Origin of the sequence: Paraburkholderia ginsengiterrae, from assembly GCF_001645125.1 — a bacterium.
Taxonomy (GTDB): Bacteria; Pseudomonadota; Gammaproteobacteria; order Burkholderiales; family Burkholderiaceae; genus Paraburkholderia; species Paraburkholderia ginsengiterrae.
On record NZ_LXKA01000221.1, the window covers coordinates 32,686 to 59,386 of the forward strand.

27 protein-coding genes are annotated in these 26,701 nt (G+C 61.8%); 23 read left to right on the plus strand and 4 right to left on the minus strand.

Going from position 1 to position 26,701, the window contains the following annotated elements:
- The first annotated feature begins 16 nt into the window (after nucleotides 1-16).
- From A6V37_RS16700 to A6V37_RS16710, 3 genes are all read left to right on the plus strand, one after another.
- Nucleotides 17-733 carry an SDR family NAD(P)-dependent oxidoreductase gene (locus A6V37_RS16700; protein WP_064270351.1) on the plus strand — a complete coding sequence of 239 codons (717 nt, stop codon included), beginning with the start codon at nucleotides 17-19 and terminating at the stop codon, nucleotides 731-733.
- 51 nt (nucleotides 734-784) lie between these two features.
- A complete protein-coding gene (locus tag A6V37_RS16705) occupies nucleotides 785-2,023 on the plus strand; it encodes a dienelactone hydrolase family protein (protein WP_064270352.1) in 1,239 nt (412 codons plus the stop codon).
- A gap of 140 nt (nucleotides 2,024-2,163) precedes the next feature.
- Nucleotides 2,164-3,285 carry a porin gene (locus A6V37_RS16710; RefSeq protein WP_207547659.1) on the plus strand — a complete coding sequence of 374 codons (1,122 nt, stop codon included), beginning with the start codon at nucleotides 2,164-2,166 and terminating at the stop codon, nucleotides 3,283-3,285.
- A gap of 85 nt (nucleotides 3,286-3,370) precedes the next feature.
- On the opposite strand, the gene A6V37_RS16715 is transcribed toward A6V37_RS16710, so the two are convergent.
- The 3 genes from A6V37_RS16715 to A6V37_RS16725 form a co-directional block, all read right to left on the minus strand.
- Nucleotides 3,371-4,129 carry a maleate cis-trans isomerase family protein gene (locus A6V37_RS16715; protein ID WP_064270353.1) on the minus strand — a complete coding sequence of 253 codons (759 nt, stop codon included), beginning with the start codon at nucleotides 4,127-4,129 and terminating at the stop codon, nucleotides 3,371-3,373.
- A gap of 89 nt (nucleotides 4,130-4,218) precedes the next feature.
- Entirely contained in the window at nucleotides 4,219-5,568 is a 1,350-nt protein-coding gene (locus A6V37_RS16720; protein ID WP_064270354.1) for an MFS transporter, read from the minus strand.
- Between the two features lie 234 nt (nucleotides 5,569-5,802).
- Nucleotides 5,803-6,435, minus strand: coding sequence for a TetR/AcrR family transcriptional regulator (locus A6V37_RS16725; RefSeq protein ID WP_341272027.1), 633 nt, complete (start codon nucleotides 6,433-6,435; stop codon nucleotides 5,803-5,805).
- 146 nt (nucleotides 6,436-6,581) lie between these two features.
- Here A6V37_RS16725 and A6V37_RS16730 point away from each other — a divergent pair, with 146 nt between their 5' ends.
- The 17 genes from A6V37_RS16730 to A6V37_RS16810 all read left to right on the plus strand — a co-directional run bounded on the left by A6V37_RS16730 (nucleotide 6,582) and on the right by A6V37_RS16810 (nucleotide 21,999).
- Nucleotides 6,582-7,871, plus strand: a complete 1,290-nt coding sequence (locus A6V37_RS16730) for an aromatic ring-hydroxylating oxygenase subunit alpha (protein WP_064270356.1) — start codon at nucleotides 6,582-6,584, stop codon at nucleotides 7,869-7,871.
- A 5-nt stretch (nucleotides 7,872-7,876) separates the two neighbouring features.
- On the plus strand, nucleotides 7,877-8,281 hold the full coding sequence (locus A6V37_RS16735; RefSeq protein ID WP_064270357.1) for a hypothetical protein: 405 nt from the start codon (nucleotides 7,877-7,879) through the stop codon (nucleotides 8,279-8,281).
- Between the two features lie 33 nt (nucleotides 8,282-8,314).
- Complete coding sequence (locus tag A6V37_RS16740; protein ID WP_064270358.1) at nucleotides 8,315-8,746, plus strand: cupin domain-containing protein; 432 nt, start codon at nucleotides 8,315-8,317, stop codon at nucleotides 8,744-8,746.
- Nucleotides 8,743-9,117, plus strand: coding sequence for a cupin domain-containing protein (locus tag A6V37_RS16745; RefSeq protein ID WP_064270359.1), 375 nt, complete (start codon nucleotides 8,743-8,745; stop codon nucleotides 9,115-9,117). Before A6V37_RS16740 ends, A6V37_RS16745 begins: the two co-directional genes overlap by 4 nt.
- Nucleotides 9,114-10,373, plus strand: coding sequence for an NAD(P)/FAD-dependent oxidoreductase (locus tag A6V37_RS16750; RefSeq protein ID WP_064270360.1), 1,260 nt, complete (start codon nucleotides 9,114-9,116; stop codon nucleotides 10,371-10,373). Before A6V37_RS16745 ends, A6V37_RS16750 begins: the two co-directional genes overlap by 4 nt.
- On the plus strand, nucleotides 10,373-10,957 hold the full coding sequence (locus A6V37_RS16755; RefSeq protein WP_064286142.1) for a nuclear transport factor 2 family protein: 585 nt from the start codon (nucleotides 10,373-10,375) through the stop codon (nucleotides 10,955-10,957). Before A6V37_RS16750 ends, A6V37_RS16755 begins: the two co-directional genes overlap by 1 nt.
- 14 nt (nucleotides 10,958-10,971) lie before the next feature.
- Nucleotides 10,972-11,913 (plus strand): dihydroorotate dehydrogenase electron transfer subunit, encoded by a 942-nt coding sequence (locus A6V37_RS16760; RefSeq protein ID WP_242665898.1) that lies wholly within the window; start codon nucleotides 10,972-10,974, stop codon nucleotides 11,911-11,913.
- Nucleotides 11,907-12,845: a dihydroorotate dehydrogenase gene (locus tag A6V37_RS16765; RefSeq protein ID WP_064286143.1), complete on the plus strand. Its 939-nt coding sequence runs from the start codon at nucleotides 11,907-11,909 to the stop codon at nucleotides 12,843-12,845. Before A6V37_RS16760 ends, A6V37_RS16765 begins: the two co-directional genes overlap by 7 nt.
- The gene (locus A6V37_RS16770; RefSeq protein WP_064270364.1) at nucleotides 12,842-13,213 is read left to right on the plus strand and encodes a non-heme iron oxygenase ferredoxin subunit; all 372 of its coding nucleotides are present in this window, start codon (nucleotides 12,842-12,844) and stop codon (nucleotides 13,211-13,213) included. The genes A6V37_RS16765 and A6V37_RS16770 overlap by 4 nt, the downstream gene beginning before the upstream one ends.
- Nucleotides 13,210-14,340, plus strand: a complete 1,131-nt coding sequence (locus A6V37_RS16775; RefSeq protein ID WP_064270365.1) for an asparaginase — start codon at nucleotides 13,210-13,212, stop codon at nucleotides 14,338-14,340. The genes A6V37_RS16770 and A6V37_RS16775 overlap by 4 nt, the downstream gene beginning before the upstream one ends.
- Before the next feature lie 56 nt (nucleotides 14,341-14,396).
- Complete coding sequence (locus A6V37_RS16780) at nucleotides 14,397-15,104, plus strand: hypothetical protein (protein ID WP_064270366.1); 708 nt, start codon at nucleotides 14,397-14,399, stop codon at nucleotides 15,102-15,104.
- A gap of 66 nt (nucleotides 15,105-15,170) precedes the next feature.
- Entirely contained in the window at nucleotides 15,171-15,530 is a 360-nt protein-coding gene (locus A6V37_RS16785) for a porin (protein WP_064270367.1), read from the plus strand.
- Between the two features lie 363 nt (nucleotides 15,531-15,893).
- Nucleotides 15,894-16,847 carry a LysR family transcriptional regulator gene (locus tag A6V37_RS16790; protein WP_064270368.1) on the plus strand — a complete coding sequence of 318 codons (954 nt, stop codon included), beginning with the start codon at nucleotides 15,894-15,896 and terminating at the stop codon, nucleotides 16,845-16,847.
- Between the two features lie 320 nt (nucleotides 16,848-17,167).
- Nucleotides 17,168-18,661, plus strand: a complete 1,494-nt coding sequence (locus A6V37_RS16795) for an amidohydrolase (protein WP_064286144.1) — start codon at nucleotides 17,168-17,170, stop codon at nucleotides 18,659-18,661.
- Nucleotides 18,658-20,118: an amidohydrolase gene (locus A6V37_RS16800; RefSeq protein WP_082902814.1), complete on the plus strand. Its 1,461-nt coding sequence runs from the start codon at nucleotides 18,658-18,660 to the stop codon at nucleotides 20,116-20,118. The genes A6V37_RS16795 and A6V37_RS16800 overlap by 4 nt, the downstream gene beginning before the upstream one ends.
- A gap of 7 nt (nucleotides 20,119-20,125) precedes the next feature.
- Complete coding sequence (locus tag A6V37_RS16805; RefSeq protein ID WP_064270370.1) at nucleotides 20,126-20,818, plus strand: hypothetical protein; 693 nt, start codon at nucleotides 20,126-20,128, stop codon at nucleotides 20,816-20,818.
- Between the two features lie 65 nt (nucleotides 20,819-20,883).
- On the plus strand, nucleotides 20,884-21,999 hold the full coding sequence (locus A6V37_RS16810; protein ID WP_064270371.1) for a porin: 1,116 nt from the start codon (nucleotides 20,884-20,886) through the stop codon (nucleotides 21,997-21,999).
- 86 nt (nucleotides 22,000-22,085) lie between these two features.
- Here the strand turns inward: A6V37_RS16810 and A6V37_RS16815 are convergent, their stop codons facing one another.
- Nucleotides 22,086-23,549, minus strand: coding sequence for an amidohydrolase (locus tag A6V37_RS16815; RefSeq protein WP_064270372.1), 1,464 nt, complete (start codon nucleotides 23,547-23,549; stop codon nucleotides 22,086-22,088).
- A 410-nt stretch (nucleotides 23,550-23,959) separates the two neighbouring features.
- On the opposite strand from A6V37_RS16815, the gene A6V37_RS16820 reads away from it, so the two are divergent.
- The 3 genes from A6V37_RS16820 to A6V37_RS16830 all read left to right on the plus strand — a co-directional run bounded on the left by A6V37_RS16820 (nucleotide 23,960) and on the right by A6V37_RS16830 (nucleotide 26,697).
- Entirely contained in the window at nucleotides 23,960-25,261 is a 1,302-nt protein-coding gene (locus A6V37_RS16820) for an MFS transporter (RefSeq protein ID WP_242665899.1), read from the plus strand.
- Between the two features lie 108 nt (nucleotides 25,262-25,369).
- Nucleotides 25,370-25,648, plus strand: coding sequence for a YciI family protein (locus A6V37_RS16825; RefSeq protein WP_064270374.1), 279 nt, complete (start codon nucleotides 25,370-25,372; stop codon nucleotides 25,646-25,648).
- Between the two features lie 206 nt (nucleotides 25,649-25,854).
- Nucleotides 25,855-26,697, plus strand: coding sequence for a dioxygenase family protein (locus A6V37_RS16830; protein WP_082902849.1), 843 nt, complete (start codon nucleotides 25,855-25,857; stop codon nucleotides 26,695-26,697).
- The last annotated feature ends 4 nt before the right edge of the window (nucleotides 26,698-26,701 follow it).

A 26,701-nucleotide genomic window follows, 5' to 3' on the forward strand; every position in this document is an offset into this window, starting at 1 on the left:
CTATTCGGAGATCGAGATGCAGATTGAGGGCTGTGTAGCGTTTGTGAGCGGAGCGAATCGCGGCGTCGGTGCATGCTTCGTGGAGAAACTGCTGGAGCAGGGCGCGCGGAAGGTGTACGCAGGCGCACGCGATATCAGAGCGCTGGGCAGCCACGACCCTCGAATGGTGCCGGTCGAACTCGACATCACCAACGCGGAGCACGTAGCGCGCGCAGCTGCTTTCGCGGAGGATGCAAACCTCCTTGTGAACAACGCAGGAATCAACCGTCTCGAGCCTGCGCTTGCGGCAACCGACCCGAGCGCCGCGCGCGAGGAGATGGAGGTCAATTACTTCGGCACGCTGAACATGATCCGCGCATTTGCTCCGTCGTTACGACTGAGTGGCGGCGCGATCATCAATGTGTCGTCGATTCTTGCGCGGATTGCGTTGCCGTCCATGGCGTCGCTCTGCGCGTCGAAAGCAGCCGCGTTGAGGATGACCGAAGGGGTGCGCGCGGAACTCGCGCCACATGGCGTGCGCGTGCTGTCGATTCTCCCCGGAGCAATCGATACGGACATGAGCCGCGATTTTCCTCCACCGAAGATTCCGGCCGCCGAAGTCGTTCAGGCGGTTTTTGCGGCGCTGAGGGAAGAAGGCGACGAAGTCTACGTCGGCACGATGGCCCAACAGATCGCGGCGGACCTGGCAGCAGACCGTCGGGCGATCCAGACGATCCTGGCAGGCGGCGTGTGAACAGCGGACAAATAGATTGCACCAACACTTCTAGACGGAAAGGAACAGATCATGAGCGGCGAGTTCATCCAGATCGATGCAGGCCATGGGCAGGCGTTTTCGGCATATATGGCGAAACCCAGGCAGGGCTCGGGGCCGGGGCTGATCCTGTTGCAGGAGATCTTCGGCATCAACGGGTACATGAAAGCGATGGCCGACCGTTTTGCAGAGGAAGGCTACGTGGTGCTGGTGCCGGATCTGTTCTGGCGCATGCAGCCGCGCGTCGAACTTGGGTATGGCGAAGCAGACTTTGCGGCCGCGCTCGATTACAACGCGCGGCTTGATCTGGGGCTTGCAGTCGAAGACGTCGCTGCGACGCTCAAGGCACTGCGCGCGCTGCCGCAGCAGGCAGGCAAGGTGGGCGCGCTGGGATACTGCCTCGGCGGCAAGCTCGCGATGCTGGCTGCGGCCCGGACGGATGTCGATTGCGCAGTGAGTTACTACGGTGTGGGCCTCGACGCATTTCTGGATGAAATGCCCTCGATCCAATGCCCGATGGTGTTCCATTTTGCCGGCCGTGACGCGCTGTGCCCGCCTGAGACACGCGAAAAGATCCAGGCGGCACTCGGGAAAAATCCGCGGATCGAACAATATACCTACGCTGATTGCGATCACGCGTTCGCGACCCCGGAGCGCGACCATTTCGACAAGCCGGCCGCCATGATGGCTTACTCACGCTCGCTTGCGATGTTGCGCAAGGTGCTGGGCCCGGTCTACGACCTGAATGCACTTTGGGATTTGCACTGCTACTACGAATTCGCCACGCGCGACGTGAACGCTGTCATGCCCACCATGGTTGCCGAGCCGTATGTCAACCACGTTCCAACGATGACGGGTGGCGTCGGCCATGACGAACTCAAGCGCTTTTATAAATACCACTTCGTTCATGCGAATCCCGACGACACGCGACTGATTCCGTTGTCTCGCACAGTTGGCGCAGATCGGATCGTCGACGAGTTTGTTTTCTGTGCCACCCACGATCGCGAAATCGACTGGCTACTGCCGGGATTGGCGCCCACCGGGAAGTACATTGAAATCCCCATGCTTGCGGTCGTCTGCTTTCGGGGCGACAAGCTGTACAACGAGCATATCTATTGGGACCAGGCGTCGGTGCTCGTGCAGATTGGTGTGCTCGACCCAACGGGACTGCCGATTGCCGGAATTGCCACTGCAAAGAAAATGGTCGATGAGAGCTTGCCGAGCAATACGCTGATGCGGAATTGGGAGTCCAGTGAGGGTAAGCCGATCTGATCGGAGAGCAGGGCCCGCCTGCTAGCAACGAGAGCAGGCGGGAGCAGTTCGGCAATAGAGCGGTTCGTTGTGCCATTCGAGTTTTGCATTTATTTCGGTATGCATATTAAAAATGCGATAGTTTACAAGGGAAATCCTTCATGAAAAAGCTGCTCGTCGTCTTTCCCGCAATGCTATTCATCAGCCATGAGGCGTACGCCCAGAGCAGCGTGACGATCTACGGCATCATCGACGACGGTCTGACCTGGTCGAGCAATCAGGGCGGCAAGAGCGCCTTCCAGATGCAAGGCAGCATTTCGCAGGGCAATCGCTGGGGGCTTAAGGGCGCGGAAGACCTCGGCGGCGGCACAACCGCTATTTTCCGGCTCGAAAGCGGCTTTAACGTCAACACGGGCGCATTCAGCCAGGGCGGTCGGGAGTTTGGCCGGCTCGCCTATGTGGGCCTGTCCAGCAACAGCTATGGCACGTTGACGCTGGGGCGGCAGGGCGAAGCGGTGGGCGACTATATTGGCTCACTGTCCGCCAATGGCACCCTGCCGGGCGGCATCCTGTTTCCGCATCCTGGAGACCTGGACAACAACGGCATCGATTTTCGCCTCAACAATGCCGTCAAGTACGTTACGCCGACCATTGCCGGTTTAACCGGTGTCGCGATCTATAGCCTTGGCGGGGTCGCCGGCAATTTTGCGCAGAACAGCGCCAAATCCTTCGCTCTTCAATACGTGAATGGAAACTTGCATCTGGTAGGCGCGTATACATCGATCGATCACCCGGCAACTTCTGTACCGGAAGGCGTGTGGACGGCTGCCAACACCGTTGACGGCAACTACGGACTCGCTGCCGGCGGCTACAAGGTGTTTGGCCTCGCCGCAGCCTACGCTTTCGGTGCGATGAAGATCAGCGCCGATTGGACGCACACGCAGTTTGGCGACCTCGATCCCGCTCTGGGCGCGAAGATCCGCGGACACGTGACCTTCAATATCGGCGAAGTCGTGGCGAGCTACATGGTGACGCCGGCGCTACAGCTTGGCGCTGCGTACAGCTATACGGAGGGCAATGTGTCGGCAACCGGGCAGGAGCCTCGATACCACGAGGTTGACGCGAGCGCTGACTACTTCCTGTCGAAAGCGACCGACGTCTATGCCAGCGCGACTTATATGCGAGCGGGCGGCGGCGCGGTCGCCGACCTCGCGCCTGTACTGGCGGCGTCCAGTTCGGCCAATCAGGTGGCGTTGCGTATCGGGATCCGGAAGAAGTTTTGAGGCGGCGCATCAACATGACAGCTGAGACTTTCGATCAGATTCGTGAAGGCAAGCCGCTCTGACGTGCGCCTTGCCGCAGTGCCAATCATGCTTGCAAAGTCGTGGCGCGCGCATTGGCCGGCACCGGTTGGTGGGAGAGGGTCCGTGCGAGAAGTGACCCGTAGCGCGTGGGTCGCTCGACAATTCCGAACTGGCAAAGGCAATGCCACAGCAATGCGGCATTGCTCGTGACAACGGGAACGCCGATCTCTTTCTCAAGCGCCTCGATCACTGGGCTGACATGAATCCCCGCACAACTTATCAATAAGGCGTCAAAGCTGCTTGCAATTCCTGCCGCAAGATCGAGCCAGGATTGTGGTGGGATGGCCGCCTGCTCCAGGGGCGTCTGGCATGGCTGGCTTGCGTGGTCGACGACCTCGATCCCATGTTCACGCAGAAAGCCGATTTCCTTCAGTACAACCTCCTGCCGATAAGGTGTCAGCAACGCAATTCTTGGGGCCGACAGTGCTTCCAAAGCAGCGAGTACCGCGTCGATCGTTGTCACGGCGGCGATACCCGTCGCGTCTGTGATTCGCCGCCTGATCGCCTCGGGGCCATTGACCACGCCTGCCGCCGTGCAATTCAACGCGATCAGATCGACTTTCGCGTCGGCGAGCAAGCCGGCATGGTATTCGAGGTCATCAATGATCTTCGTGTCGGATTCGAGTGACGTATCGCGGAACGGCAAGCGCGTTGTCACGAACTGCACCCCTTCGGGCGCCATCAACTGAACCTCGAAATCGCAGAGCCCTCCGGACGGATAGAGATGACCGATCCGGGCCAAGGTGCCTAAGCCGATGCTCATCGCTTTGCCTCGGTGGTGTGTTGTTGGGAACGTGAGCGGCGTGGCAATGCTGAACGTTGCGCGATCTGCGTGTCCTCTTGCCAATCCATTCAGCCTTCCAGAGGAACACTCGACGAGTCGACACGTGCCACGCGTGAGCGCGGCTTGCCGGTCAAAGCAATCGCCAGCGCCGCAACGAGCGCGGAGGTGGCAAACGCGTAGAAATTCCATTGGATCTCGACGTTGTGCGCGGCAAGATAGGCACCGACCATCGGACCGCCCATCGCGCCAAAACGTCCGATGCCAACGGCCCATCCGGTCGCGCTTGCACGCGCATGCGCGCGATAGAAATTGGCGATGAAGCCCAGCTGAACCATCGCGACGCCAATGCTGCCAAAACCGGCGAGTGCGACGAGCGCATAGTTAAAGACGAGGCTTCCCTTGAGGGTGAGGCAGCACACGGAGAGCGCGCCGATGATATAGCCCCCGACGATGGTCTTGCGCGCGCCCAATCGGTCGCTGATCTGGCCAATGAGGATGCCGCCCAACGCGGATGACAGCATGAACACCGCGAGAAACGACAGGCTCGAACCAAGGTCATAACCGAGCTTGCGCATGAGTTGCGGCAACCACGTGCCCAACCCGTAAATCACCAGGACGGCGGCAACCTGCGCAACCCACAGACAAACCGTTGCCCAGAAATTCTGCGGCGAGAACACTTCGCGGAACACCGCGCCAAGCGAGGGTTTCGGTGCCGCGCCGTGGCTTGCACGTTGAAACATGGATGAATCGATACCCAGGCGTTGGGCCAAAGTCTTCGCCTGAGTCTCTTTGCCCTTCGCAAGCAGAAAGTCGAGTGATTCGGGCAGAAACCACAGGAGAAAAGGAAGCGCCAGCAGCGGACTCGCCCCTAGCGCAACGACGAAGCGCCACCCGTGCGACTGCACAAAGAAAATACCGATGACCGCAGATAGCAGCGCACCGAGCGAGTAGCCCGAGTACATCAGCGCGAAATTCAGATTGCGCTTGTCAGAGGGCGAATATTCGACGGTTAGCGCGGCTGCCGCTGAAATGACTCCGCCAAGGCCGAGCCCGCCGATGAACCGGCTAACGGAGAACACGAACGGCGTCGGCGCCCACGCCGCGCCGAGCATGGACAGGGAGAAGAGGGCGACACAACTGATCAGCAGCAGTTTTCTGCCGACCAGGTCGCTGATCACGCTGATGAAATACGACCCAAACAAGGTGCCGAACAGAGCGGCGCTACCCATGGCGCCGATTTCCATCGGGGTGAGCTTCCAGACGGGATCGCTTAGCAGGGACGGGACGATCGTTCCCATCACGCCGATGTCGTAACCCTCGGCGACGATCGTCAGAAAACACAGGACCAGGACCCGATACGTGGTTGCGGACGGCGGGTTGAACGAACGTAATTGCGCGTTTTCGGAGATTGCGGCCATGCCAGCACCTCAGGCAAAGAGTAACGCCATTGATTGCCCGACCACCTGATTGTCCGGCAGGTTCGGTCCGCGCTCCAGCGCTGTTTCAATGTGCGCCGCAGCGAGGGATTCCGCCGTGAATGATCAGAGGATTAGGGATTAAGGCCGCTCAAGACAGCAGCCTAAATACAGAATGACATTCTTTTTTGCGTGCTGTCAAAGTTTTCAAAATTCCGCTTCGTCGCGGATCAACGGCTAGCGCGTTTCCGGCTCCTGCTCGCCGAGCAGCAGGTCGGCCATCATGCAGGAGATTTTGTCGATGTCGCGATCGTCGCCGATACGGTGATTGATGACGAATCCATCGAACGCCATCCAGATGAGGTGCGACAGCAAATCGCCGTGCACCACGCCGGCTCGTTCCGGCGGAAGCGAGTCGAGCAACAGCTGCGTCACGAACACCTCAACGGGTTGCAACAGATTGACCGGCTTGCGAAGGTCTGCCGGCGCGGTCGCCAGTGCGTCGATGAGCGAGTTCGCAAAGGCATGATCGGCCGCCGGAATATCCGCCCAGATTCCGCTGATGATACGGCGGATCTTGCTGCGCGGATTCGACAGCAGCATGACCTCGGCACGCAGCGCGTGCAGCTTCTGGGTCAGCCACGGCTGATAAATCTCGTACAGGATGATCAGCTTCGAATCGAAGTACACGTACAGGTTCGCCACGGTGGTCCCCGCCTCGCGCGCGATCTCTGTCATCGTGGTCGCCGAATAGCCTTTGCGGCTGAATGCCGCGAAGGCCGACGCCAGAATTGCCTCGCGAATTTCTGCTTTTTTTACCTGCGGCACCACGCCTCCTGCGGTAGGTGATTCAACGAATTGACTCGCCATTCTAGCAATCGTCCGCGCGCTGAACGCCTCGCGATCGGCGGCGCTTCAAAAAGTTTTCACAAAGCGCTTGACAGCGATTTTGGTTGAAAACAGAATGACATTCATTATTCAGCGATTCAGCTTTCACCTTACGAAGGACGCCGTTCATGAATGCGATTCCCGCCCCGGAGGGCACGTTGACCGCGCGCTACGCGGAGTTGGGCTCTGGACTGATTCCCGTCGAGCCCTATATTTCGCCTGAGTACTACGAGCGCGAGAAGGCGCATATCTTCAGGAAGACCTGGCTGCAGGTCGGCCGTGTCGAGGAAATCCCCGAGGCGGGCGACTATTTCGTCAAGAAACTCGACGCTTGCGACACGGAGATCATCGTTGTGCGCAACAAGCGCGGTGAGATTCGCGCGATGCACAATGTCTGCTCGCATCGGCTGAATCAGATTGCGTATGACAAAACCGGACATGCGCGCAAGTTCTTCTGCAAGTTCCACGGCTGGGCGTACGACCTGGACGGCAATCTCACCGGCGTGCCAGACGAGCAATGTTTTTTTGGGCTCGATTTCAAGGACTACGCACTGACACGCGTTGCATGCGACGTATGGCAAGGATTCATTTTCGTGAACATGGATCCGCAGCCCAGGCTCTCGCTCGCGGACTTTCTCAGGCCGATGTACGCAGAAGTCGAAGGCTATCCGTTCGACAAGCTGAAAGTGGGCTTCGCGTGGGAAACGGTGGTCGACTGCAACTGGAAGCTCGCACTCGACGCGTTCCAGGAGGCCTATCACGTCGCGTATGTGCATGGCAATTCGATTGCCGACGCGATCGACAAGAGCGCGGGTGGCAGCATGCCGCCGCTCGACGCGCTGTGTGGCGAGTTCCATCGGCGTCTGTCGCTGGCGGGCAACCAGAAATCGGTCTATGGCAACCCGAAAGCGGTGACCTCGGGCGGCGCAGCCGCAGCCGAAGCGTTGTCGGATGCGGGCTCGAAGCGCCCGATTGCCGCCTCGGCGTTGCGTGCGGGTATCGGCAGCGCGCGTCATGAGTTCCCTCTCGATGCGTTGCCCAAGGGCGTCAACTGGACGAAAAGCGAGAACTGGCTGTTCGACATCAACGTGATGTTTCCGGACTTCTATCTGTCGCTGCGTCCCAACTACTGCCAAGCCTACAACTTCCGTCCGATCGCGCATAACAAAACGCTTTTTGAAGCGCGCGTGTACTACCCGGAAATGACGACGCCCGGCGGCCGCTTTTTCCTCGAGTACATGAAAGTGGCTTTGCGCGACGTGCTGCTCGAAGACCTCAGCACGCTCGAGCGTACGCAACGGGCGGCGGAAACCGGCGTGAAGAAATTCATGGTGTTGCAGGACAACGAATTGCTGGTACGGCACAGCTATCACGTCATCGAACGCCTGTTGGCGCAAGCCGAAGCCACTGTGGAGTAAAGGTCATGGAACAGAAAGTCATCGTCGTCACCCAGCGCACGAATCACACGAAGGACGCGCCGTCACCCGCTCCGCTGCCTGCCGCCTTCGATGAACTGAGCCGGTTTGTCGACACATGGGCGTTGCCGACCGAAACCGGACGCATGACGCAGCGTCATACGGTGGGCATGGCCGCCATTGTCGAATTCAAGGACGCGATGCTCGCCAGGGTCGACGACATCGTGGCATGGCTCAACCAGTTCGAACTGCACAGGCTGCCCGAAGACGCAAAGACGCTGATGTATCTGCTTCTCTCGCTGGCAGAAGTCGCACCAGCTGTCGAGTTCTATCAGCAGCCTTTCGTGATCGACGGATACGATCCGTTCCGCTTCGTGGCGGACGAAACGTTTTCCATGCGCCCCGCCATCTGACGCTCACGCGTTCGATCAGTCAAGGATCAGATCATGCCCAAGTGCCGCATTTTTGGTGTTGACCATGCGCTCAAGGAGGTTGTCGCCAACGGCCTCTACATGAAGACGATGATCGGCGAGACGATGAGCGTCGCGGTCATCAAGTTTGTCGAAACAGCGGGCCACGGGCTGCCCGCGAAAGCGCACAGCCACGGAGAAGAGGCGTCGTTGCAGATCAGGGGCGGCTGTTCGATTTTCGAGGTGCACGGCAACGGCGAGGAGATCGAGCGGCGCCTGAACACGGGCGAGGGCATGATCATTCCCGCCGGCTTGAGTCACTACGGCGTCAACACCTACGAGGGCGCCGGCGTGAGCATGCGTCTGAACGTGGTGACGCCGCCGCGTGCCGAATATCGCAGCGATGACGAAGCTCCCTATTACCCGCTGGCCAATCGGGAGAACGAATCGCGGGGGAACGCATCGTGAGTGAAGCGATTCCGTCGAATGCCGGCGCCGCGCATTGCACGCTGTTGCCGGCCATTCCTTCTGAAGGAGCGGCGGCGGCCCTGCCGGTCCAGCGAAATATCGCTGATGGCGCGGCGCTTTCAGCGTCGACTCAACGGATGCAATGCGACGAGCTGGTCGAACTCGCAGCGGGCCTTCTTGGTGAAGAGCTTGCCGCCGTGCTGGAAGGGCGCGTCGACATCGTCGCAGCGGATGAACACTACATCCTCTCGGCGGGCGAGGCGATCCTGATCCCGCCGCGGGAAGCGCGCCGCTATCGTTGCGTCACGCCAAGCTGCGTGCTGTATCGCGTGACGTGCAACGCAGAAGCAAACAAGGAGCCGCAGGTATGAACTCGCCACATGTCGCGATAGTCGGCGCGGGCCATGCCGGCGGACGCGTCGCACAGCATCTGAGGGCACTTGGCCATGCCGGGCAAGTCACGCTGATCGGCGACGAGCCGCATGCGCCTTACGAGCGTCCCGCACTCTCGAAAGAGCTGCTGCTGGGTACGAAGACGCAAGACAGCCTTGTGCTGACCTCGTCCGGCTATTGGACCAGCGAGTCGCTGACGCAAACCGGCATCGAGCGCGTGTGCGCGAGTGCGCGGAAACTCGACGTCGATTCACGGCGCCTGCATCTCGACAGCGGCGCAGTCGTGGACTTCGACTTGCTGGTCGTTGCGACGGGCGGCATGGCGAGGCGTCCGCATTGGCTCGCTCGACCCATTGAAGGCGTGCATGTGCTGCGTACGGTGGACGATTGTCTCGCATTGCGCGCGTCGCTTGAGGGTTGCCGCAAGCTGGCGATCATCGGCGCGGGCGTGATTGGAATGGAGGTGGCGTCGACAGCGATGTCGCTCGGCGTACCGGTGACGGTGCTGGAGGCGGGTGACGGCATTATGGGGCGTTGTCTGCCGCCGCTGGTCGCCAGCTGGCTTGCGCAGGAGCATGCCGCGAAGGGCGTCGATTTGCGAACACGTGTCCACGTCACGGACGTCGTGCGCGCGGGCAGCACGGATGGCAGCGCGTTGGCGTTGCGCATCGAAGCCCGGCAGGACGGCGCGCCGGTGAGTATCGAGGCCGACTGCGTGTTGATCGCGATCGGCGTCGACTGCAATCCGGCCTTCCTGCGCGGCACAGGACTTTCGGACGAGCGTGGCGTACTGGTCGACGAATTCTGCCGCAGCCCTCGCGCGCCCTGGCTGTACGCCGCCGGAGACGCGGCATGCACATTGGACAGCGCTTCCAGCCGCCACTTCAGGCAGGAAACGTGGCGCAACGCCGAGAATCAGGCGCGTGCCGTAGCCGGAATCATCAGCGGCAAAGAAGAACCCTATGCCGAGATTCAGTGGATGTGGACCGATCAACTCGGCCACGCCATTCAGGTGACGGGCGTGCATGAGCCCGGCGATGAGATCGTCGTGCGCGGTTCGCTGTCTTCGGCGGATGCAACGGTCATTTCTCTGCGCGACGGTTGCGTGAGCGCGGGTGTGACGGTCAACCAGAGCCGTGAAAGGCGGCATCTGGAACGTCTCGTGGGCACGCGCAGGCGGATCGACGCGGGCCAATTGGCCGACACGTCGATTCCGTTGAAGGAGCTGGTGTGATGGCAGAACGTGATACGCCGGTACTGTCGCTCGAGGCGCGCGTCGCCCGGCTCGAAGCGGTCGACGCGATCCGCTCGCTGAAGGCACGCTATGGCGCGCTCGCCGATGCGAAATACACGAGTGACTACCAACGGCAGCCGCCGCATGTGATGCGCGAAATCGCGTTGCAACAGGCCGCATGCTTCACCGAGCGCGCAGTGTGGATCGGCGGCGCGGGATTTGGCAACGACCTCACCGGGCGTGCCGCGCTCGGCGAATGGTTTCAGCGCTCGCCGTGGCGTTTCGCGATGCATTACTACGTGAGTGAAGAACTCGAGGTTACCGACGCCACTCACGCAACCGGCACCTGGAGGCTCTGGCAGCTTGCGTTGCGTGATGATGACGCGCATGCGGTATTGCTTGGGGCGGTCACCAACGAGAAATATGAGCGCACGCCCACCGGCACGTGGCTGATCAGTGAAATGCGCTTCACGCAGCTTCACATGATGGAGCCCGACGACAGGATGTTGCCGCTAGCCAGTGATTTCGCTTCGCTCACCGCATTGCGCAAGTCCGCATGCAGCGAAATGACCCGAACCGTTTGATGGATGGAATGCTCATGAACACACTTACGACAGGCCCGAATGCGGCGCGAAGCGACACGGCCGCGGATCACGCCACCGCGCGCGTGATTGCGTTATGTCCGGATCACGCGAACGCGGATGCCGCTCACACCTGCCGGAATACGGCGACGATCGCGGAGAACGAATGCCAGGTGCGCTCGAACGCGTGGGTCAACGCGGAGTACAAGCATCTCGTGCTGACGGCGCCTGACCTCGCGCTGACGGCGCGCGCCGGGCAGTTCTTTCATCTCGCGTGTCCGGCTTCGAACGACGACACGCCCTATCTGCGCCGGCCAATGAGCATCTACTGTGTGGCCGCCGAAGACAGCCGCATCGAGTTTCTCTACAAGGTGCAAGGCGCGGGAACACGTGGCCTCGCCCAGCTTCAGCCGGGCGATACGCTCGACGCGCTGGGTCCGCTCGGAAACGGCTTCGCGCTTCCCGTGTCGGCGGAACCGGCGCACGTTCTGCTGCTTGGCCGCGGCGTCGGGCTCGCGACGATGGCGCCGCTCGCGCAGCAGGCGATCGCGGCGAGGGCGCACGTCACCGCTATTCTCAGCGCGCGCAGTGAGGCGCTGATGATGTCGGCGGACTATCTGAGAGCCGCGGGCGCCGATGTCATCACCGTCACCGATAGCGAGCAGACCAGCGACGTGGTCCAGGTCGAGAGCCTGATCCGGAAGATTCACGCGCAACGGCGCATTACATTCGTCAGCACGTGCGGGTCGAACCGCCTGCTCGTCATGTTGCAGCGCGTGGCCGCGCAGTTGAGCATTGCTGGCCAGGTCGCGCTCGAACAGCGCATGGGCTGCGGTTATGGAGCGTGCTACGCATGCGTGCGGCCATTTCGAAAGGAGGCGGGCTCACAGGAGCTCAGTTATCGCCGCGTGTGCTGGGAAGGCCCGGTCTTCGATCTTCAGGAAACGACATCATGGTAGATCTCAGTGTCAATATCGGTTCGCTCAAGCTCGCCAATCCGGTGATGCCCGCGTCGGGTACGTTCGCCGAAGGCACAGCGCAGATTTTCGACCTCAATTGTCTCGGCGCAATCGTTACCAAGACCATTACTCATGACGTGCGCGAAGGCGTGCCGCCGCCGCGCGTCGCCGAGTTTCGCGACGCCACGCTCTTTTCGATCGGCATTCCCAGCAAGGGCAGCGACTATTACGTCGAACACACCGTGCCGTACTACCGGCGCTACAGTCCGCCGCTCGTCGCGAGCATTTCGGCCAACACGATCGAGGAGTTCGGCAGGCTCGCGGAAAAAATCAGTGTGCCGGGTGTCGCGGCGATCGAAGCGAATGTCTCCTGTCCCAACCTGAAGAAGAATGGTCAGGCGTTCGGCATGGATCCGGAAGCCACCTGGCAGGTGGTCAGGGCGATGAAGTCCGCAACCTCGCTGCCCGTCTGGCCGAAGATGACGCCCAATGCGGGCAACGTCGTCGAGGTTGCGCTGGCGGCTCAGGACGCGGGTGCGGATGCGCTCGTGGTGAGCAATGCGATTCTTGCCATGGCGATCGATGTCGAGACATTCCGGCCACGTGTGGCGAATGTCATGGGTGGCCTGACGGGTGCCGCCACGAGGCCGATCATGCTGCGGATCGCCTATCAATGTGTCCAGGCCGTCGAGATTCCCGTCATCGGATGCGGCGGCATAGCCACGGCCGCGGATGCGCTCGAATTTCTTCTTGCGGGCTGCTGCGCGGTGCAGGTCGGCACCGCCAACTTCGTTTCACCGACAGCGATGCCGCGCCTGATCGACGATCTGACAGAGTGGTGCAAGCGGCACGGAGTGTCAAAACTCACCGACCTGATCGGCGCGGTGAAGATGCATGAACCTGTCGATCTCCAGCAACGGGTGGCGCTATGAACGCAGTGATTCAGATAAATTCCGCCGACGCGCGCGAGTACGTGCGTGGCGACGACGGCTGGTTTGCAATCGGATCGCTTGACGAGGTGTTCGGCGCGCGCGCATGCCGTGGCATCGACATCGAGGGCGTCAAGATCGGACTGTTCCGTGTCGACGACGAGATTCACGCGCTTGACGACATCTGCACGCACGGTGCGGCTTTGCTCAGCGATGGCGAATTCGAGGGGCACGAAGTGGAATGTCCGCTGCATGCCGGTCTGGTGGATGTGAGAACGGGCCGTGCGCTTGCCGCGCCCGTGTCGCGCGACACCCGACATCATGAGACCAGGGTCGAAGCCGATGTGCTGTTCGTGAGGGTGCAACCATGAGCGGCGCTCAAGTGGCTGAACCAGTGGCTCCTGCCGTGTCGGCGTTGGTTGACGAAAACGCTGCGCCTGCAAAGCGTCCTCGCATCGCCGTGATCGGTACCGGCGGCACGTTCGCGATGCACGGCCGTCATCGGTTCGACTGGATCGAGTACGCCGACAGCGGCGTCATCCATCCAATCGACGATCTGCTGGAACGCCTGGGCGAACTGGTTCCGCATGTCGAGATCGTGCCTGTGCCGTTTCGCGCTTTGGGAAGCGTGTCCATCGGTCCGGGCGACTGGCTGGAGCTTGCCACGCTGATCCGCGACACCGCCGCGAGCGATGCCACGCTGACGGGTTTCGTGATCACCCACGGCACGGCGACGCTCGAGGAGACCGCCTGGTTTCTCGACCTCGTGCTGGAACTCGATCAACCCGTCGTGCTGACGGGCGCTCAGCGCCCCGCAAACACGGATGGCAGTGACGCCGCGGCGAATTTGCGCGGCGCGGTTGCTCTCGCCGCCGCCCAGGACTCGCGCGGTTCGGGCGTGCTCGTTGCGATGGGCGGCCTCTTCTTTGCTGCGCGCGACGTGACCAAGGCGGCCAGCTTCGAACTGGCGGCATTCGAGGCCGCGCCGTATGGACCGCTCGGCAGGATCGATGCGGACGCCGGCGTGGTCTGGCGACGCCGCGTGTTTCGTGATGAGAGGCCGGCGCGGCGGGCCTCGCGTTTTGCACCGATACTGGATGCGGCAACGCGCAGCGGATTGCCGCGCGTCGACATTGCCCTATCGTATGCGGGTGCGGACGGCGCGGCAATCGACGCGTTTGTCGCGGCGGGTGCGCGCGGCATCGTCTGCGCGGGGCTTGCGCCTGGGCGCCCCGCATCTGGAGAACGCGAGGCGCTGTGTTGCGCCGCCGGGGCCGGCGTGGTGGTCGTGCAGGCCACGCGCGCACCTCGCGGCACGGTGCCGAAGCAGCGTTTCCTCGCTGCCGACGGATTCGTTGCGGGGGGCGATCTCTCGCCGCAGAAGTTGCGCATCGCTCTTATGCTGATACTCGCGAGCTTCGGCACGAGCAATGTGGCCCCGCATGATCGCGCGCAAACGGAGCGCGATACCGTGCAACGCATTTTGCTCGAACTTTGAAGTGAATTGCCCGCCTCGCGCCGTCAATCCATTTGCTTGATTCACTCGGACCGAACATGCAATTCTCCTATCTGGTCACCTTCCAGCACCCCGACCCGAGCGCGCGCATCAGCGACGAAGATCGGCAGCGTATCCGCGCGTGCGTGGAGGATACGCCCGCGTTGAGCCGCGCGCGCCTGTACACGCCGTCCGCGGCGAAAGACTATTACACGAACGACGGACCATCGCCGATCTTCGCCATGCAACTCGATTTCGAAAGGCTCGCCGATCTGGAGTCGGCGATTGCCTCCGGCGGACATCTGCTGCAACTCGCAACGGGCGACTACTCAAGCCTCGCGACATGTGCGGTCGAGCAGCAGGTTATGGCAAGGCGGCCTTTTCCGGTGCTCGATTCGCACGCGCAGGTGCCGCAAGGCGCGTTGCCCTGTCAGTTTCTCGTTCACTATCCGGGCCGCGCCGAGAACTTCGACGATTGGCTTGCGTATTACCTGTCGCATCACCCGCAGATCATGAAGTTCTTCGACGGCGTGCGCGAGATCGAAATCTTCACGCGGGTCGATTGGGTTGATGCGATGCCGTGGAAGCGGGTGCACTACATGCAGCGCAACAAGCTGATGTTCGACAGCGCCGACGCAATCACGCGCGCGATGAACTCGCCGATTCGACACGAGATGCGCGCGGATTTCGAAAAATTCCCGCCGTTTGAAGGCAGCAACATCCATCACCCGATGTGGGCGGAAACGCTCTTCGCACCGACGCCCTAGTCGGCCCTGTCACGGCCGTCGTCATACAGGGGCAGGAAGCGGTGGTCTCTTCCACACCACCCAACAATGAACCTGAATAGAGCAGGCACGCTCGTGATCGCGAGCGTCCTCGCGTCCGCGTCCGCGTGCGCGGACGCAAACGCACAATCGAGCTATACGCTTTACGGCAGCATCGACGAGAGCATTGGGTATGTGACCAACACGAAGGGCGGCCGCGCAGCGGTGATGGGGCCGATAGCCGTACCGGACCAGTTCGGTTTCAAGGGAAGCGAAGACCTGGGCGGCGGCACGAACGCGATTTTCCGGCTTAAGAACGGCTATTTTTCGAATACCGGCAGTTTTACGACGGCGGCCCTGCCGTCGCTCGCTCCTTCGTCGACGAGTTCGCAGGCCTCGCTGCGCTTCGGAGTGCAGCACTTCTTCTGATAGGGTGCGAGCACGTTGGCCCTGAGGACACGGGCCGTTCCGTTCGCGGCGTCTTCGTTGCGGCGTGCATCTGCGCCTCGCGCGCTACTCTGTCTGTTCGCCCTCATGCCATTCCTTCCGTGCGTCGTGCGGCCTGCCCATCCGGCAGGGTCGCGCTTTTCCCTTTATTGACGCGGCGGACTGCATTACCTTGGCACTATGTTCCACCACGTGCTCGGATTTCCACAGGCGAATTCGCCCATCGGCACACAAGGGAGCCGCACCCGTTCGCAAGCGCACCAGGCGAGAAGGGCTGCGGCTGGCATTAATGAAAGTAAGCACGTTCACTTTTAGTTGCGAACTGGATGTGGAGACACCACCCTCATGAAGATCCATCAACTGCGCACACTCGTCGCAATTTCCGATACTGGAAGCATTCGCAACGCGGCGAAGGCGCTCGAACTTTCACCTGCGGCGGTCACCAAGGCGATGCGCGAACTCGAAGCCCAGGTTGGCGTGGCATTGATCGTCCGCGAGGCCTCCGGGATCATTCTGACCGACGCCGGGCAGGCTTTGCTGGCGCATGCCCGTCTGATGATTCAGCAGTTGCGACGCGCGCAAGACGAGATGGACCGCTTCTCCGGAGCGGGCAGGGAGCGGCTGACAGTCGCATTGCCGACCTGGATCGCCATCGCGCTGCTTGGCGGCATCATGAAGCGCTTCGAGCAGGAGATGCCCGATACGCGGCTTGTCTTCTACGAGAGCCTGCTGAGCGTCGCCGTGCCGAAATTGCGTGACGGTACGCTCGACCTCTCGGTGAATCGCGCCTGTCCGCCGTCATGCCGGGACGAATTCCAGCAAGTGCCGCTCTTCCTGGTGAGTTACGCGGTAGTGGGGCGTGCGGGACATCCGCTTGCGAAATGCCGCACGCTGTCGCAACTGAAGGGCGCGAGCTGGGTGTTGAACCGTGACTTCACGGAAAACGACGTTGAAGGTGACGGCCCATTCGGCGAGTACTTTCGCCGCCACAAGCCGCGCGTGCACGTCGCGCATTCCTCGTCGATGATGATCGGGCTGATTTGCAACACCGACGTCCTTTCGATCATGCCCTGGCCACTCGCGGAACTGCTCGTCGCGAAAGAGGGGTTGTGCGTGCTGCCCGTCACCGAGAGCATCCCTGAAGTGGAAGTGAACCTGATGTACCGGCGCGGCACCCCGCTAAGCGCTGCGGCAAAGGTCTTCATTCAAAGCCTTAAGGACACCATACTCGACGCGGCCAATTCGCCCGACCCAATGAGCAGGCGTGTCTTTCATGCGGTCGAATGCGTGTTGAGCTAATCCTGGCAATGTACTGAGCGCGGGACAAAGCAAAACGCAAAGCAAAACGCAAAGCAAAACGCGGGCCACAGCAATTTGACACGCGTTTTACGCGCATCTTTTTTTTCGCGGTTTGACCCGTCAACGAATAAACATAACCATTTCTCACGCCGATGACAGTGCTCCGGCGTTTGATATGAAGTGACGGTGCGTCGCGATCTTTTTTCTCGCCTCGAGCGAAGTGTCCACCGCGCTGATTCTTCATACCGCGCCAGTCATCGAGCGTCGATCCTGCCGCGCAATCTCGCGCTGCACCGAAACACCTTTCGATCAGTCACATTATGTTGAAGCTCAACGAAGCAGAACGGGACGTGGTCGCTCGCATCGAGCCTCATCGCGCGCTGTGCACGCACCTGAGCGACAGGCTCTGGGATCTTGCTGAGACCGCTTACTCGGAACACGTGTCCGCCGACCTTCAGATAAGGGAGTTGACGCGCGAAGGCTTTCGGGTGACGCAAGGCCTTGCGGGCATTCCGACAGCGTTCGTTGCGCAATGGGGCGAGGACGGACCGGTGATCGGTTTGCTGGGCGAGTACGATGCATTGCCCCAGTTGAGTCAGGTGGCGGGTTCCGCGACGCGCGCGCCGGTCGTGAATGCAGGCAACGGTCATGGTTGCGGTCACAATCTGCTGGGCGGTGCCGCATTGCTCGCCGCGCTGGCGGTGCGCGATCATTTGCGTGACAGGGGTGTCGCCGGCCGGATCCGCTACTACGGTTGCCCCGCGGAGGAAGGTGGCGCGGGCAAGACGTTCATGACGCGTGCCGGTGTGTTCGACGACCTCGACGCCGCGCTGACATGGCACCCGTCCAGCATCTATGCGATCGACGCAATGTCGACGCTCGCCACACTGCATGCGCGCTTCACATTTGCCGGCCGGGCCGCTCATGCGGCCGCCGCGCCGCATCTCGGCCGCAGCGCGCTCGACGCGGTCGCGTTGATGAACGTGGCGGCCAATTACCTGCGCGAGCACATTCCGTCCGACGCGCGCCTGCACTACGCGATTCACGATACGGGCGGTCGCGCGCCGAACGTCGTGCAGGCTCGCGCGGAGGTCGTCTACCAGATACGCGCGCCCGAGCTTGAAGTCGTGCGTTCGCTTCATGCGCGTCTGCTACGGATCGCCGAGGGCGCCGCGATGATGACCGAGACGGCGATGCACGCACGCGTTGAGAAGGCGATGTCGAATATGCGCCCGAATCCCGTGCTCTCGGATCTGATGCATGCGCGCATGCAGGCGCTCGGCCCCGTCCCGTTCGACGATGAAGACCGGGCTTTCGCGCGTGTGATGCAGCAAGCCATTTCGAAGGAAGAAGCGCGTGCGAGCCTCGCCATATTCGGTGCCGCGCATCTAGAGGGCGAACTCCACGACGCTGTTTTGCCGGCGGAGCGGATTCCGGCCGTTCTGGCCGCTTCGACCGACGTCGGCGATGTCAGCTGGGTGGTGCCGACGGCCCGCTGCCTCGTGCCATGCTTCGCGCTCGGCACGCCGTTCCATTCATGGCAACTGGTCGCGCAGGGCAAGTCGTCGCTGGCCCACAAGGGGATGACGCATACCGCCAAGGCGCTGGCCGTCACGGCGGCGGCGCTGTATCGCGATCCGGCTACGCTCGCAGCCGCGAAACGGGCGCTGCGGGAGCAGTCGGCCGATGCGGCGTACCAGTGTCCCATTCCGTCCGACGTCGAACCGCCCGTCGCCGCTGCCACCGGCGATGCGCGCCGGCGCAGCACGTTGCGTGGCGCGTTTCCGTCGCAGTATGCAGGAGTGCAATCGTGAGTCAGTTGTGCAATGAGCGCATGGTCGAAATCGCGGCTCTCGTCGATGCGAAGAAGGACGGCTTGATCCGGCTTTCCGACGAGATATGGGGGTTCGCCGAAACGCGCTGGCAGGAGTTTCAATCCGTTGAAGCGCAGCTTGCCGTGCTCGAGCGCGAAGGATTCCATGTGACGCGCAACGTCGGCGGTATTCCGACCGCGTTCAGCGCGCAGTGTGGAGAGAGTGGCCCCGTCATCGGCTTTCTCGGTGAATACGATGCGCTTTCGGAAATGAGCCAGCTCGCGGGAGCGGTCGAGCCGATGCCGGCGTGCGAGGGCGCGAATGGTCACGGGTGCGGCCACCATCTGCTCGGTGCCGGCGCACTGCTGGCGGCGATCGCCATGCGCGACTATCTCGCGCGCCATCAGCTTGCGGGCATCGTGCGTTATTACGGTTGCCCTGCGGAAGAGGGCGGCGCGGGCAAGACCTACATGGCGCGCGCAAATGCATTCGATGACCTCGACGCGGCGTTGGCCTGGCATCCAGGCCCTTATTCGGGCGTGTTCAAGTACAAGTCACTCGCCGTCATTCAGATGGCGTTCCGTTTCGCGGGAATCGCGTCTCACGCGGCCGCGTCGCCGCAGCTCGGGCGCAGTGCGCTGGACGCCGTCGAGCTCATGAACGTCGGCGCGAACTTCATGCGCGAGCACATGCCGTCGGATGCACGGGTGCATTACGCAATCACCGATGCCGGCGGATATGCGCCGAATGTGGTGCAGGCCAATGCCGAAGTGTTGTACGTCGTGCGCTCCCCCAATCTCGACGACGCCCGCCAACTGGCGGCCCGCGTCGAGCAGATTGGACGTGCCGCGGCGCTGATGACGGATACGCAGGTCAGCATCGAATTCGATCGCGCATGCTCGAACGTACTGCGCAACGGCGTGATCGAGCAGTTGATGATGGACGCGCTCGCGACGCTCGGCGCACCGCCCTTCGATGAAGTCGATCAGGCATTCGCAACCGAACTGACGCGGCATATGGCCGACGCCGATCTGCGCGAGTGCATCGAATCGTATCGCGGCGATCCGGGCGAACGCGGCCTGAGCGTGCGCGCACTTGTGCTGCACGATGAGCCGGGCACGCTGACGGGTTCCAGCGACGTCGGCGACGTGAGCTGGATCGCGCCGACGGCGCAGTATCTCGGCGCGTGCTACGCGATCGGCACAAACATGCACACGTGGCAGCTCGTCGCGCAGGGAAAGCTGCCGGCCGCGCACAAGGGCATGGTGCACGCCGCCAAAGTCATGGCCGGCACGGCGGTCCAGTTGTGCCTCGACCCCGCGCATCTCGAGGCCGCGAAGGCCGAGCACGCACTTCATTCGGGCGGACGTCCTTACGTCAGCCCGATTCCTCCCGACGTGCAGGCGCCACCCGTGCGAAAGGCGAAGCAACCCTCAATCGAACAGGAGAAGGCCTGACGTGACAATGATTTCTTACTTCCTGACTGCTCGGGAGCCCACACGGCCGGCGGAGACCGACGCTTTTGCCGAATTCCGTACGGAACTCGCGCGGATTCCGCATCTGCGCCACGCCGATTTGCACAGACCGGCGGATGTCGAAACTTATCATCGCGACGGCGCCGCTCCACGTGCCGCGATGAGACTCGTATTCGATTCGATCGAGGCGCTGGAGTCGCAATTGATGCCCGGGGGCCGACTGCTCGAACTTGCCGGCTCAGCGTTGTGGCGGCATGTTGCCGGCGAGCAGATGACGCAGCAGGCCATGCTCACGCGGAGCTTCCTGTCGTCCGGCCACCCGCCGGCAGGCGCGGATGACACGCAAGCATGCAGCTACCTCGTGCATTACCCCGGACAGGCGGAGGACTTCAACGCGTGGCTGCGCCACTACGTCAGCCACCATCCGCAAATCATGCTCGACTATCCCGACGTGATGCAGGTGCAGGTATTCACCCGTCTTGACTGGTGCGACGCGATGCCTTTCGAGCGTGTCTCGTACATGCAGCGCAACCAGCTGACCTTCCCTTCGATCGACGCGCTGATGCACGCGCTCGAGTCGCCCGTACGCGCGCGGATGCGGAAGGATAACCAGAACTTCCCCGCGTTCTCCGGCGGCGCCAGGCACTTTGCGATGCGCACGTCATTCGTGAACGGAATCTGACAGGCTGCAGGCGGATGTGTTCTAAATAACTATTAATCGACCAATTGGTTTGGAGTACATATAAAATGACAAAGTGTGGGAAGACCGTCGTCGCATTAGCGGTCGCAGAACTGCTTTGCGCATCATCTGCATGGGCCGGTGAGTCGTTTCAGATTCTGGTGCCGGATGCATTCGTGGGGACGAGTGGAACGATCCTGTATGGCGTCGCCGATGCCGGTCTGCAGTACAGCCACGCCGGCAGCAAAGAGGTGCTGGGCATGGAAAGCGGCGCGGGAGCGACCTCGCGGTTCGGTTTTCTGGGCGTTGAGCAACTGGGCGGCGGCTTTTACGTGCGCTTTAACCTGGAGTCGGCCCTCAAGCTGACGAACGGCACGGCAGGCAGCACCACGGCGCAGGGCGAGAGCACGTTTTTCAGCCGGGAAGCGAATATCTCACTTATTTCGAACGACTGGGGGCGGATCAAAATGGGCCGCCAGTATCCGACCGAGCTCTCCCTTTCGCTCGACCCGTTCTATGGCGTCGGCGCCTTTTCTCCGTACGGCTCGCTGGCGGCGCTCAGCCTGGATCTGGGCAAGGCGGCGACGATCGGCGACTCCCGGATCAGCAATGCGGTCGCGTATATGACGCCGGTCATCGGCGGGTTTCAGTTCGAGGTGATGGGCGCACCGCGCGGTGTTACGACTCCTGGCTATCCGGAAAGCTACTTTCAGGGCGCCCAGCTGGAATACCTGAATGGTCCGCTATATCTCGGCGCGTTCTACGATGTCATCCGCACGGACCCGACGGCGGCATTGCCTTCAGTCAAGAACAAGTGGCTGGGCGCGGGCGCAATGTACGACTTCGGCGGCGTCAGGCTGTCGTACGAGTTCAACATGACGGTGCCGGATTACCCGCAGTATTGCATTGCCACGACGCACATGATCGGCGTGAATGCGCGGCAAGGGACCAACGACATCAAGTTCTCCGCCGTCTATCGCAATGTTGCGGGCAAACCAGCGGCGAACTCATTGGCGTTTGGACTTGGATACGACTACAACCTCTCCAAAGTGACGGCTCTCTATGTGCGCCTCGGTTACGTCGTCAATCAGAAGAATGCAATCGCGACGCTGGCGAACGGCTCGTTGAGCCAACCGGGCGACGATCAAAGCGTGGTTGCAATCGGTATCCGCAAGCGCTTCTAATCGAGCCGCAAGCGTCCAGAACGAGCTTCGCCGCACGCGTTGGGCGTGCGGCGAGCCATGCAACCGCGATTGAACGTGGAGTGACCTTAGGCCGTCACGGCTTGCGACGCAGGTGCGGGTGTGCCCGCAGCGCGTGCCGGCGGCGGCGTGACGTCGCCGGGGATCGGGCATTGATACGGCTTCATGCCGCGTTTGCGATGCAGTTCTTCGCGAGCGGCGCGCAAGGTTTCGGGTTGTCCCGCGAGGTCGATGCCGGTGGCGGCGAGGGTCTTGGCGGCGAGCAGCATGCCCTTGTGAGCCAGCGAAAGCTTGCCTTGCGAGACCATCTGCCATGAATGAAAACCCGTGCCCCATGCATAACAGGCTGTCAGGCATTGGGTCGTCGGCGCTGCCCAGCTCACGTCGCCGACGTCCGTCGACCCCGTAACGGGCCGCTCCACCTCCGGGCGATACGGCAGGATCTCGGGAATGATGGGGCGGGGATCGCGCAGCGCCGCTGCGAAATGCCGCGACGCGTTCGCGAGATCGTCAGGGTTGATGGTCTTCTGAATCTCCGTGGCGAAAGCGACTTCGTCCGCCGTCACGTTCATGCTGCCGATGGCTTGCATGTTCCGATCCAGCACCGTGTCGAGCGTGTCGTTGTGCAGCACGTTGGAGCAGGCCTTGTCGAACACCATCTCGACGCGCGTGCCGGTCATCAGGGCGGCGCCCTCGGCGATCTGCTTCACGCGCTCGAACAGTTCGATCGCTTCCGGGCTGCTTCGAGCGCGAATCGTATAGAGCGTTTCGGCGAGAGCCGGCACGACATTCGTCGATATGCCGCCGGAGTTGATGTAGGCGAAATGGACGCGAGCCTGATCGGGCATGTGCTCGCGCAGATAATTGACGCCGATGTTCATGAGCTCGGCTGCGTCGAGCGCGCTGCGGCCCAGGTGCGGTGCGAGCGCGGCATGCGACGCTTTGCCGTGAAAGCGGAAATACGCCTGAACGTTGGCCAGCGTCGCGTTCATGAAGACGGAGTTGGCCACCGATGGATGCCAGCACAGCGCGACATCCAGATCGTCGAAGAGACCGGCGCGAGCCATGAAGGTCTTGCCCGCCGCGGCCTCTTCCGCAGGGCAACCGTAAAAGCGCACGGTGGCCTCGATGCCGTGCGCCACGAAATAGTCGCGCGCTACGACGGCGGCCAGATGCGAGGCGGTGCCGAGCAGGTGGTGGCCGCAGCCGTGACCGTTGCCGTTCGCCTCGCCCGTGGCGGGCCGGCACGCCGTGGCACCGCTCTCCTGGTTTAGGCCCGCGAGTGCGTCGTATTCGCCGAGAAAACCGATCACGGGGCCGCCGCTGCCGGCTTGCGCCATGAACGCCGTCGGCATGCCGGCGACGCCGCGCGTCACGGTAAAGCCGGCCGCCTCGATCGCTGACGCGTGCCGTTCAGCCGATTCGAATTCGGCATAACGCATTTCAGCCAGTGACCAGATATCGTTGGCCAGCGCGATGTAGCCGTCTTTTTTCGACTCGACGAGTTCCACCACCTTTGCAATATGTTTCACTACGACTCCTGGCGTTGTTGCACGCGCCTGCAGCACATGCGATGAGGGAAACGGGCGGTATGTCGGTGCCGCCTCTTTTTTAGCGTATTGCGTGATGATGACAAGTGGAAGGAGGGTTCAGGTGGCGTTGTTCACTTTTGGTTGCGCATGGATCGATTGCCTCGTGACATGCTTGGCATGACGTATCGGCAGGGCGCGCAGGAGCGTTATTCACGATCTGAGGCATCGCGTGAGTGACGGTGCAAGAGTTGCGCCATCGTTTCCTTTTTATGAGGATTTTTGGCGTTGCGTTGACAGTCTTAATGTGGAAAGTCACTATTTTTTCAAGCGGACGGCAGGGGTCGTCGGCACCTCGAATAAACGGGAGACAGTTTGTGTCGCAACTTTCCGCTGGTACCCAGGCAACGTCCGTGGGGCGATCCGAAGGTCGCGCTTCGCCATCCATGCGCGACGTCGTGGCAGTTGTCGCCGGCAACGCGCTAGAGTTTTACGATTTCACTGTCTACGCATTCTTTTCGGTATTCATCGGCCGTGCGTTCTTTCCGTCGTTCTCGCCGGCGACGCAGATTATCGGCGCGGTGGCCGTGTTCGGCGTCGGCTTCGTCGCGCGTCCGCTTGGCGGGGTGGTTATCGGCGCGTATGCCGATCGGCGGGGGCGCAAGGCGGCGCTGACGTTGACGTTTGGCCTGATGGCTCTGGGCACCGCGATCATCGCGTTCACGCCGACCTATGCGCATATCGGCATCTTCGCACCGTTGCTGGTCGTTATTGGGCGTCTGCTGCAAGGACTGTCCGCCGGGGGCGAAGCCGGACCCGCCACGTCGTATCTGCTCGAAACCGCAGCGGCGGGCCGCCGCGGCCTCTATACGAGCTGGCAACTTGCGACGCAAGGCATCGCCGCGCTGATGGGCGGACTGGTCGGCTATACCGTGTCGTCGGTGCTTTCTGTTGAAGCACTGGGGGCGTGGGGCTGGCGCATTCCGTTCATGCTCGGCCTGTTGATTGCGCCACTCGGCATCTACATCCGCAGCCGGTTGCGCGAGACGCTCAACGCCGAACACGCGGTGAAGAGCAATCGCGAACTGCTGCGCGGCATCGTCGATACGCACCTGTCCGAACTCGTGCTCTCCAGTTGTGTGCTGATCGGTCCGACCATCACCGTGTATGTGGTCGGCCATTACATGACCACGTATGGCATCCGCGTGCTGCATCTGCCGACTTCGACGTCCATGCTCGTGGGGCTTGTCACGGGCGGGGTCGGCATTGTCGCGTCGCTTGGCGCGGGCATTTATTTCGACCGCTTTCCGCGCAGCCGCTTGCTGGTCGTGCCGCAGTTCCTGTCGATTCTCGCGGTGCTGCCCATGTTCGCGTGGGCGTTGCACGCGGGCACAGGCAGTGTCTTTCTCGGCATGGTCGCGCTGCTGACTTTGCTGCGCGTGCTGATGTCGCCATTTCACCTGTGCGTCATTCCTGAGCTTTTCCCGCAGGCCGTGCGCAGCACGTGCGTGTCGATCTGCTACAGCGTGCCGACGACGATTTTCGGCGGCACGGCGCAACTGGTGGTGGCCTGGCTGGCGACGGTCACGCCCAACCCAATGGCGCCTGCATGGTATCTGCTAGGGGCCAACGTGATCTCGTTCGCCGCAGTGTTTGTACTCGATCGGCGCCGCCGTGCGCGGCTCACCGACCAAGAAAATCGGATCAATCGGTAAATCACAGGACGCGTAGCGCATCCAGCGACACCGCAGGCGATCGATACTGCATGAATTTCCCGGCCATTACATACCGAAACTGGCCGACTTTAATAGGAACTGGAAATCATGCATTGGATCGTTTTCTGCACCGACAAGCCTGGTGCCCTGGCACTTCGCGAAACCAACACCCCGAAACATCGCGCCTATCTGGAGAGTGGCCCAATCACGCTCGTCACGTCCGGACCATTGGTGGATGACGCCGGCGAGACCAAGATCGGCAGTTTCTTTCTCGTTGAGGCGCAAACACGCGCTGAAGTCGAGACATTCAATCGCAATGACCCACTCTTCGCCGCGGGCGTCTGGGACGACATCAGAATTCACCGGTTTCATCGCAAGGTCGGTTAAACGCCTGGCAGCCGGCGCTCCGCGCGTCCCGGCTGTGCGTCCAGACAGTCAGGGTTAACCGGGGCATCTTTAGTCTTTGACATCGGCATTCTTGCAAATTATTATGCAAACGATTGCACAGACGGAGACACCCCGTGGAAAATTCGAACCATCTGAAGAACATCGTCGACGATGCCGCGTCGATAACCGCGGTTGTCAAGGCGGCCATGAGCCAGACCGACAATCCCCGCCTCAAGGAGATCCTCGACGCGCTAGTGGATCATGGCCACGCGTTCCTGAAGCAGGTCAAGCTGACCGACGAGGAGTTCGAGAAGGGCCTGGATTTCGTGAGGGCGGTCGGTCTGGCTTGCAACGACAAGCACAATGAAGTCGTTCTGCTTGCCGACGTGCTGGGTCTCTCGACGCTCGTCACCTTGCTGAATAATTCGGACGCCAGTGGCCGCACGCCGGGCGCCCTGCTGGGGCCGTTCTACCGGGGCGACTCGCCGAAGTATGCAAATGGCGAATGCATTGCGTGCGCGAACTCGCCCGGCTCCCCGCTCTTCGTGAACGGCCGCGTGCTCAACACCAAAGGCGAGCCGGTTGCCAACGCGAAAGTCGACGTCTGGCAGGCCTCGCCAGTGGGTCTGTATGAAAACCAGGACTCGAGCCAGCCCGACAAGAACCTGCGCGGTCACTTCTACACCGACAGCGAGGGACGGTTCACCTGCAAGAGCGTACGCCCCGCGGGCTACCCAGTGCCCACAGACGGGCCGGTAGGCGTGCTGCTTGAAAGTCAGAACCGGCACCCGTTCCGGCCGGCGCATCTGCACTTCGTCATCATCGCGGAAGGCTATGCGACCCTGGTCTCGCAAGTATTCGCCGATGACTCGGAGCACCTGCATTCCGACGTGGTGTTCGGTGTCAACCGCCGTCTCGTCGGCACGTTCGAGCGTCACGATCACGGCACGGGTCCGCGGCAGGAGGTAGACAGGCCGTACTACACACTGGACTACGACTTCGTGCTTGCCGAAGGAACGCCGACCTATCCCACTCCCCCGATCAAGTAACGAA

Coding starts and splice junctions, on each gene's coding strand:
- A6V37_RS16795 (WP_064286144.1), top strand. CDS start 17,168: ATGTTGAAGCTCAACGAAGCAGAACGGGACGTGGTCGCTCGCATCGAG.
- A6V37_RS16805 (WP_064270370.1), top strand. CDS start 20,126: ATGATTTCTTACTTCCTGACTGCTCGGGAGCCCACACGGCCGGCGGAG.
- A6V37_RS16715 (WP_064270353.1), bottom strand. CDS start 4,129: ATGAGCATCGGCTTAGGCACCTTGGCCCGGATCGGTCATCTCTATCCG.
- A6V37_RS16730 (WP_064270356.1), top strand. CDS start 6,582: ATGAATGCGATTCCCGCCCCGGAGGGCACGTTGACCGCGCGCTACGCG.
- A6V37_RS16780 (WP_064270366.1), top strand. CDS start 14,397: ATGCAATTCTCCTATCTGGTCACCTTCCAGCACCCCGACCCGAGCGCG.
- A6V37_RS16755 (WP_064286142.1), top strand. CDS start 10,373: ATGGCAGAACGTGATACGCCGGTACTGTCGCTCGAGGCGCGCGTCGCC.
- A6V37_RS16785 (WP_064270367.1), top strand. CDS start 15,171: ATGAACCTGAATAGAGCAGGCACGCTCGTGATCGCGAGCGTCCTCGCG.
- A6V37_RS16770 (WP_064270364.1), top strand. CDS start 12,842: ATGAACGCAGTGATTCAGATAAATTCCGCCGACGCGCGCGAGTACGTG.
- A6V37_RS16720 (WP_064270354.1), bottom strand. CDS start 5,568: ATGGCCGCAATCTCCGAAAACGCGCAATTACGTTCGTTCAACCCGCCG.
- A6V37_RS16740 (WP_064270358.1), top strand. CDS start 8,315: ATGCCCAAGTGCCGCATTTTTGGTGTTGACCATGCGCTCAAGGAGGTT.
- A6V37_RS16735 (WP_064270357.1), top strand. CDS start 7,877: ATGGAACAGAAAGTCATCGTCGTCACCCAGCGCACGAATCACACGAAG.
- A6V37_RS16710 (WP_207547659.1), top strand. CDS start 2,164: ATGAAAAAGCTGCTCGTCGTCTTTCCCGCAATGCTATTCATCAGCCAT.
- A6V37_RS16790 (WP_064270368.1), top strand. CDS start 15,894: ATGAAGATCCATCAACTGCGCACACTCGTCGCAATTTCCGATACTGGA.
- A6V37_RS16765 (WP_064286143.1), top strand. CDS start 11,907: ATGGTAGATCTCAGTGTCAATATCGGTTCGCTCAAGCTCGCCAATCCG.
- A6V37_RS16700 (WP_064270351.1), top strand. CDS start 17: ATGCAGATTGAGGGCTGTGTAGCGTTTGTGAGCGGAGCGAATCGCGGC.
- A6V37_RS16705 (WP_064270352.1), top strand. CDS start 785: ATGAGCGGCGAGTTCATCCAGATCGATGCAGGCCATGGGCAGGCGTTT.
- A6V37_RS16750 (WP_064270360.1), top strand. CDS start 9,114: ATGAACTCGCCACATGTCGCGATAGTCGGCGCGGGCCATGCCGGCGGA.
- A6V37_RS16825 (WP_064270374.1), top strand. CDS start 25,370: ATGCATTGGATCGTTTTCTGCACCGACAAGCCTGGTGCCCTGGCACTT.
- A6V37_RS16760 (WP_242665898.1), top strand. CDS start 10,972: ATGAACACACTTACGACAGGCCCGAATGCGGCGCGAAGCGACACGGCC.
- A6V37_RS16830 (WP_082902849.1), top strand. CDS start 25,855: ATGAGCCAGACCGACAATCCCCGCCTCAAGGAGATCCTCGACGCGCTA.
- A6V37_RS16810 (WP_064270371.1), top strand. CDS start 20,884: ATGACAAAGTGTGGGAAGACCGTCGTCGCATTAGCGGTCGCAGAACTG.
- A6V37_RS16775 (WP_064270365.1), top strand. CDS start 13,210: ATGAGCGGCGCTCAAGTGGCTGAACCAGTGGCTCCTGCCGTGTCGGCG.
- A6V37_RS16725 (WP_341272027.1), bottom strand. CDS start 6,435: ATGGCGAGTCAATTCGTTGAATCACCTACCGCAGGAGGCGTGGTGCCG.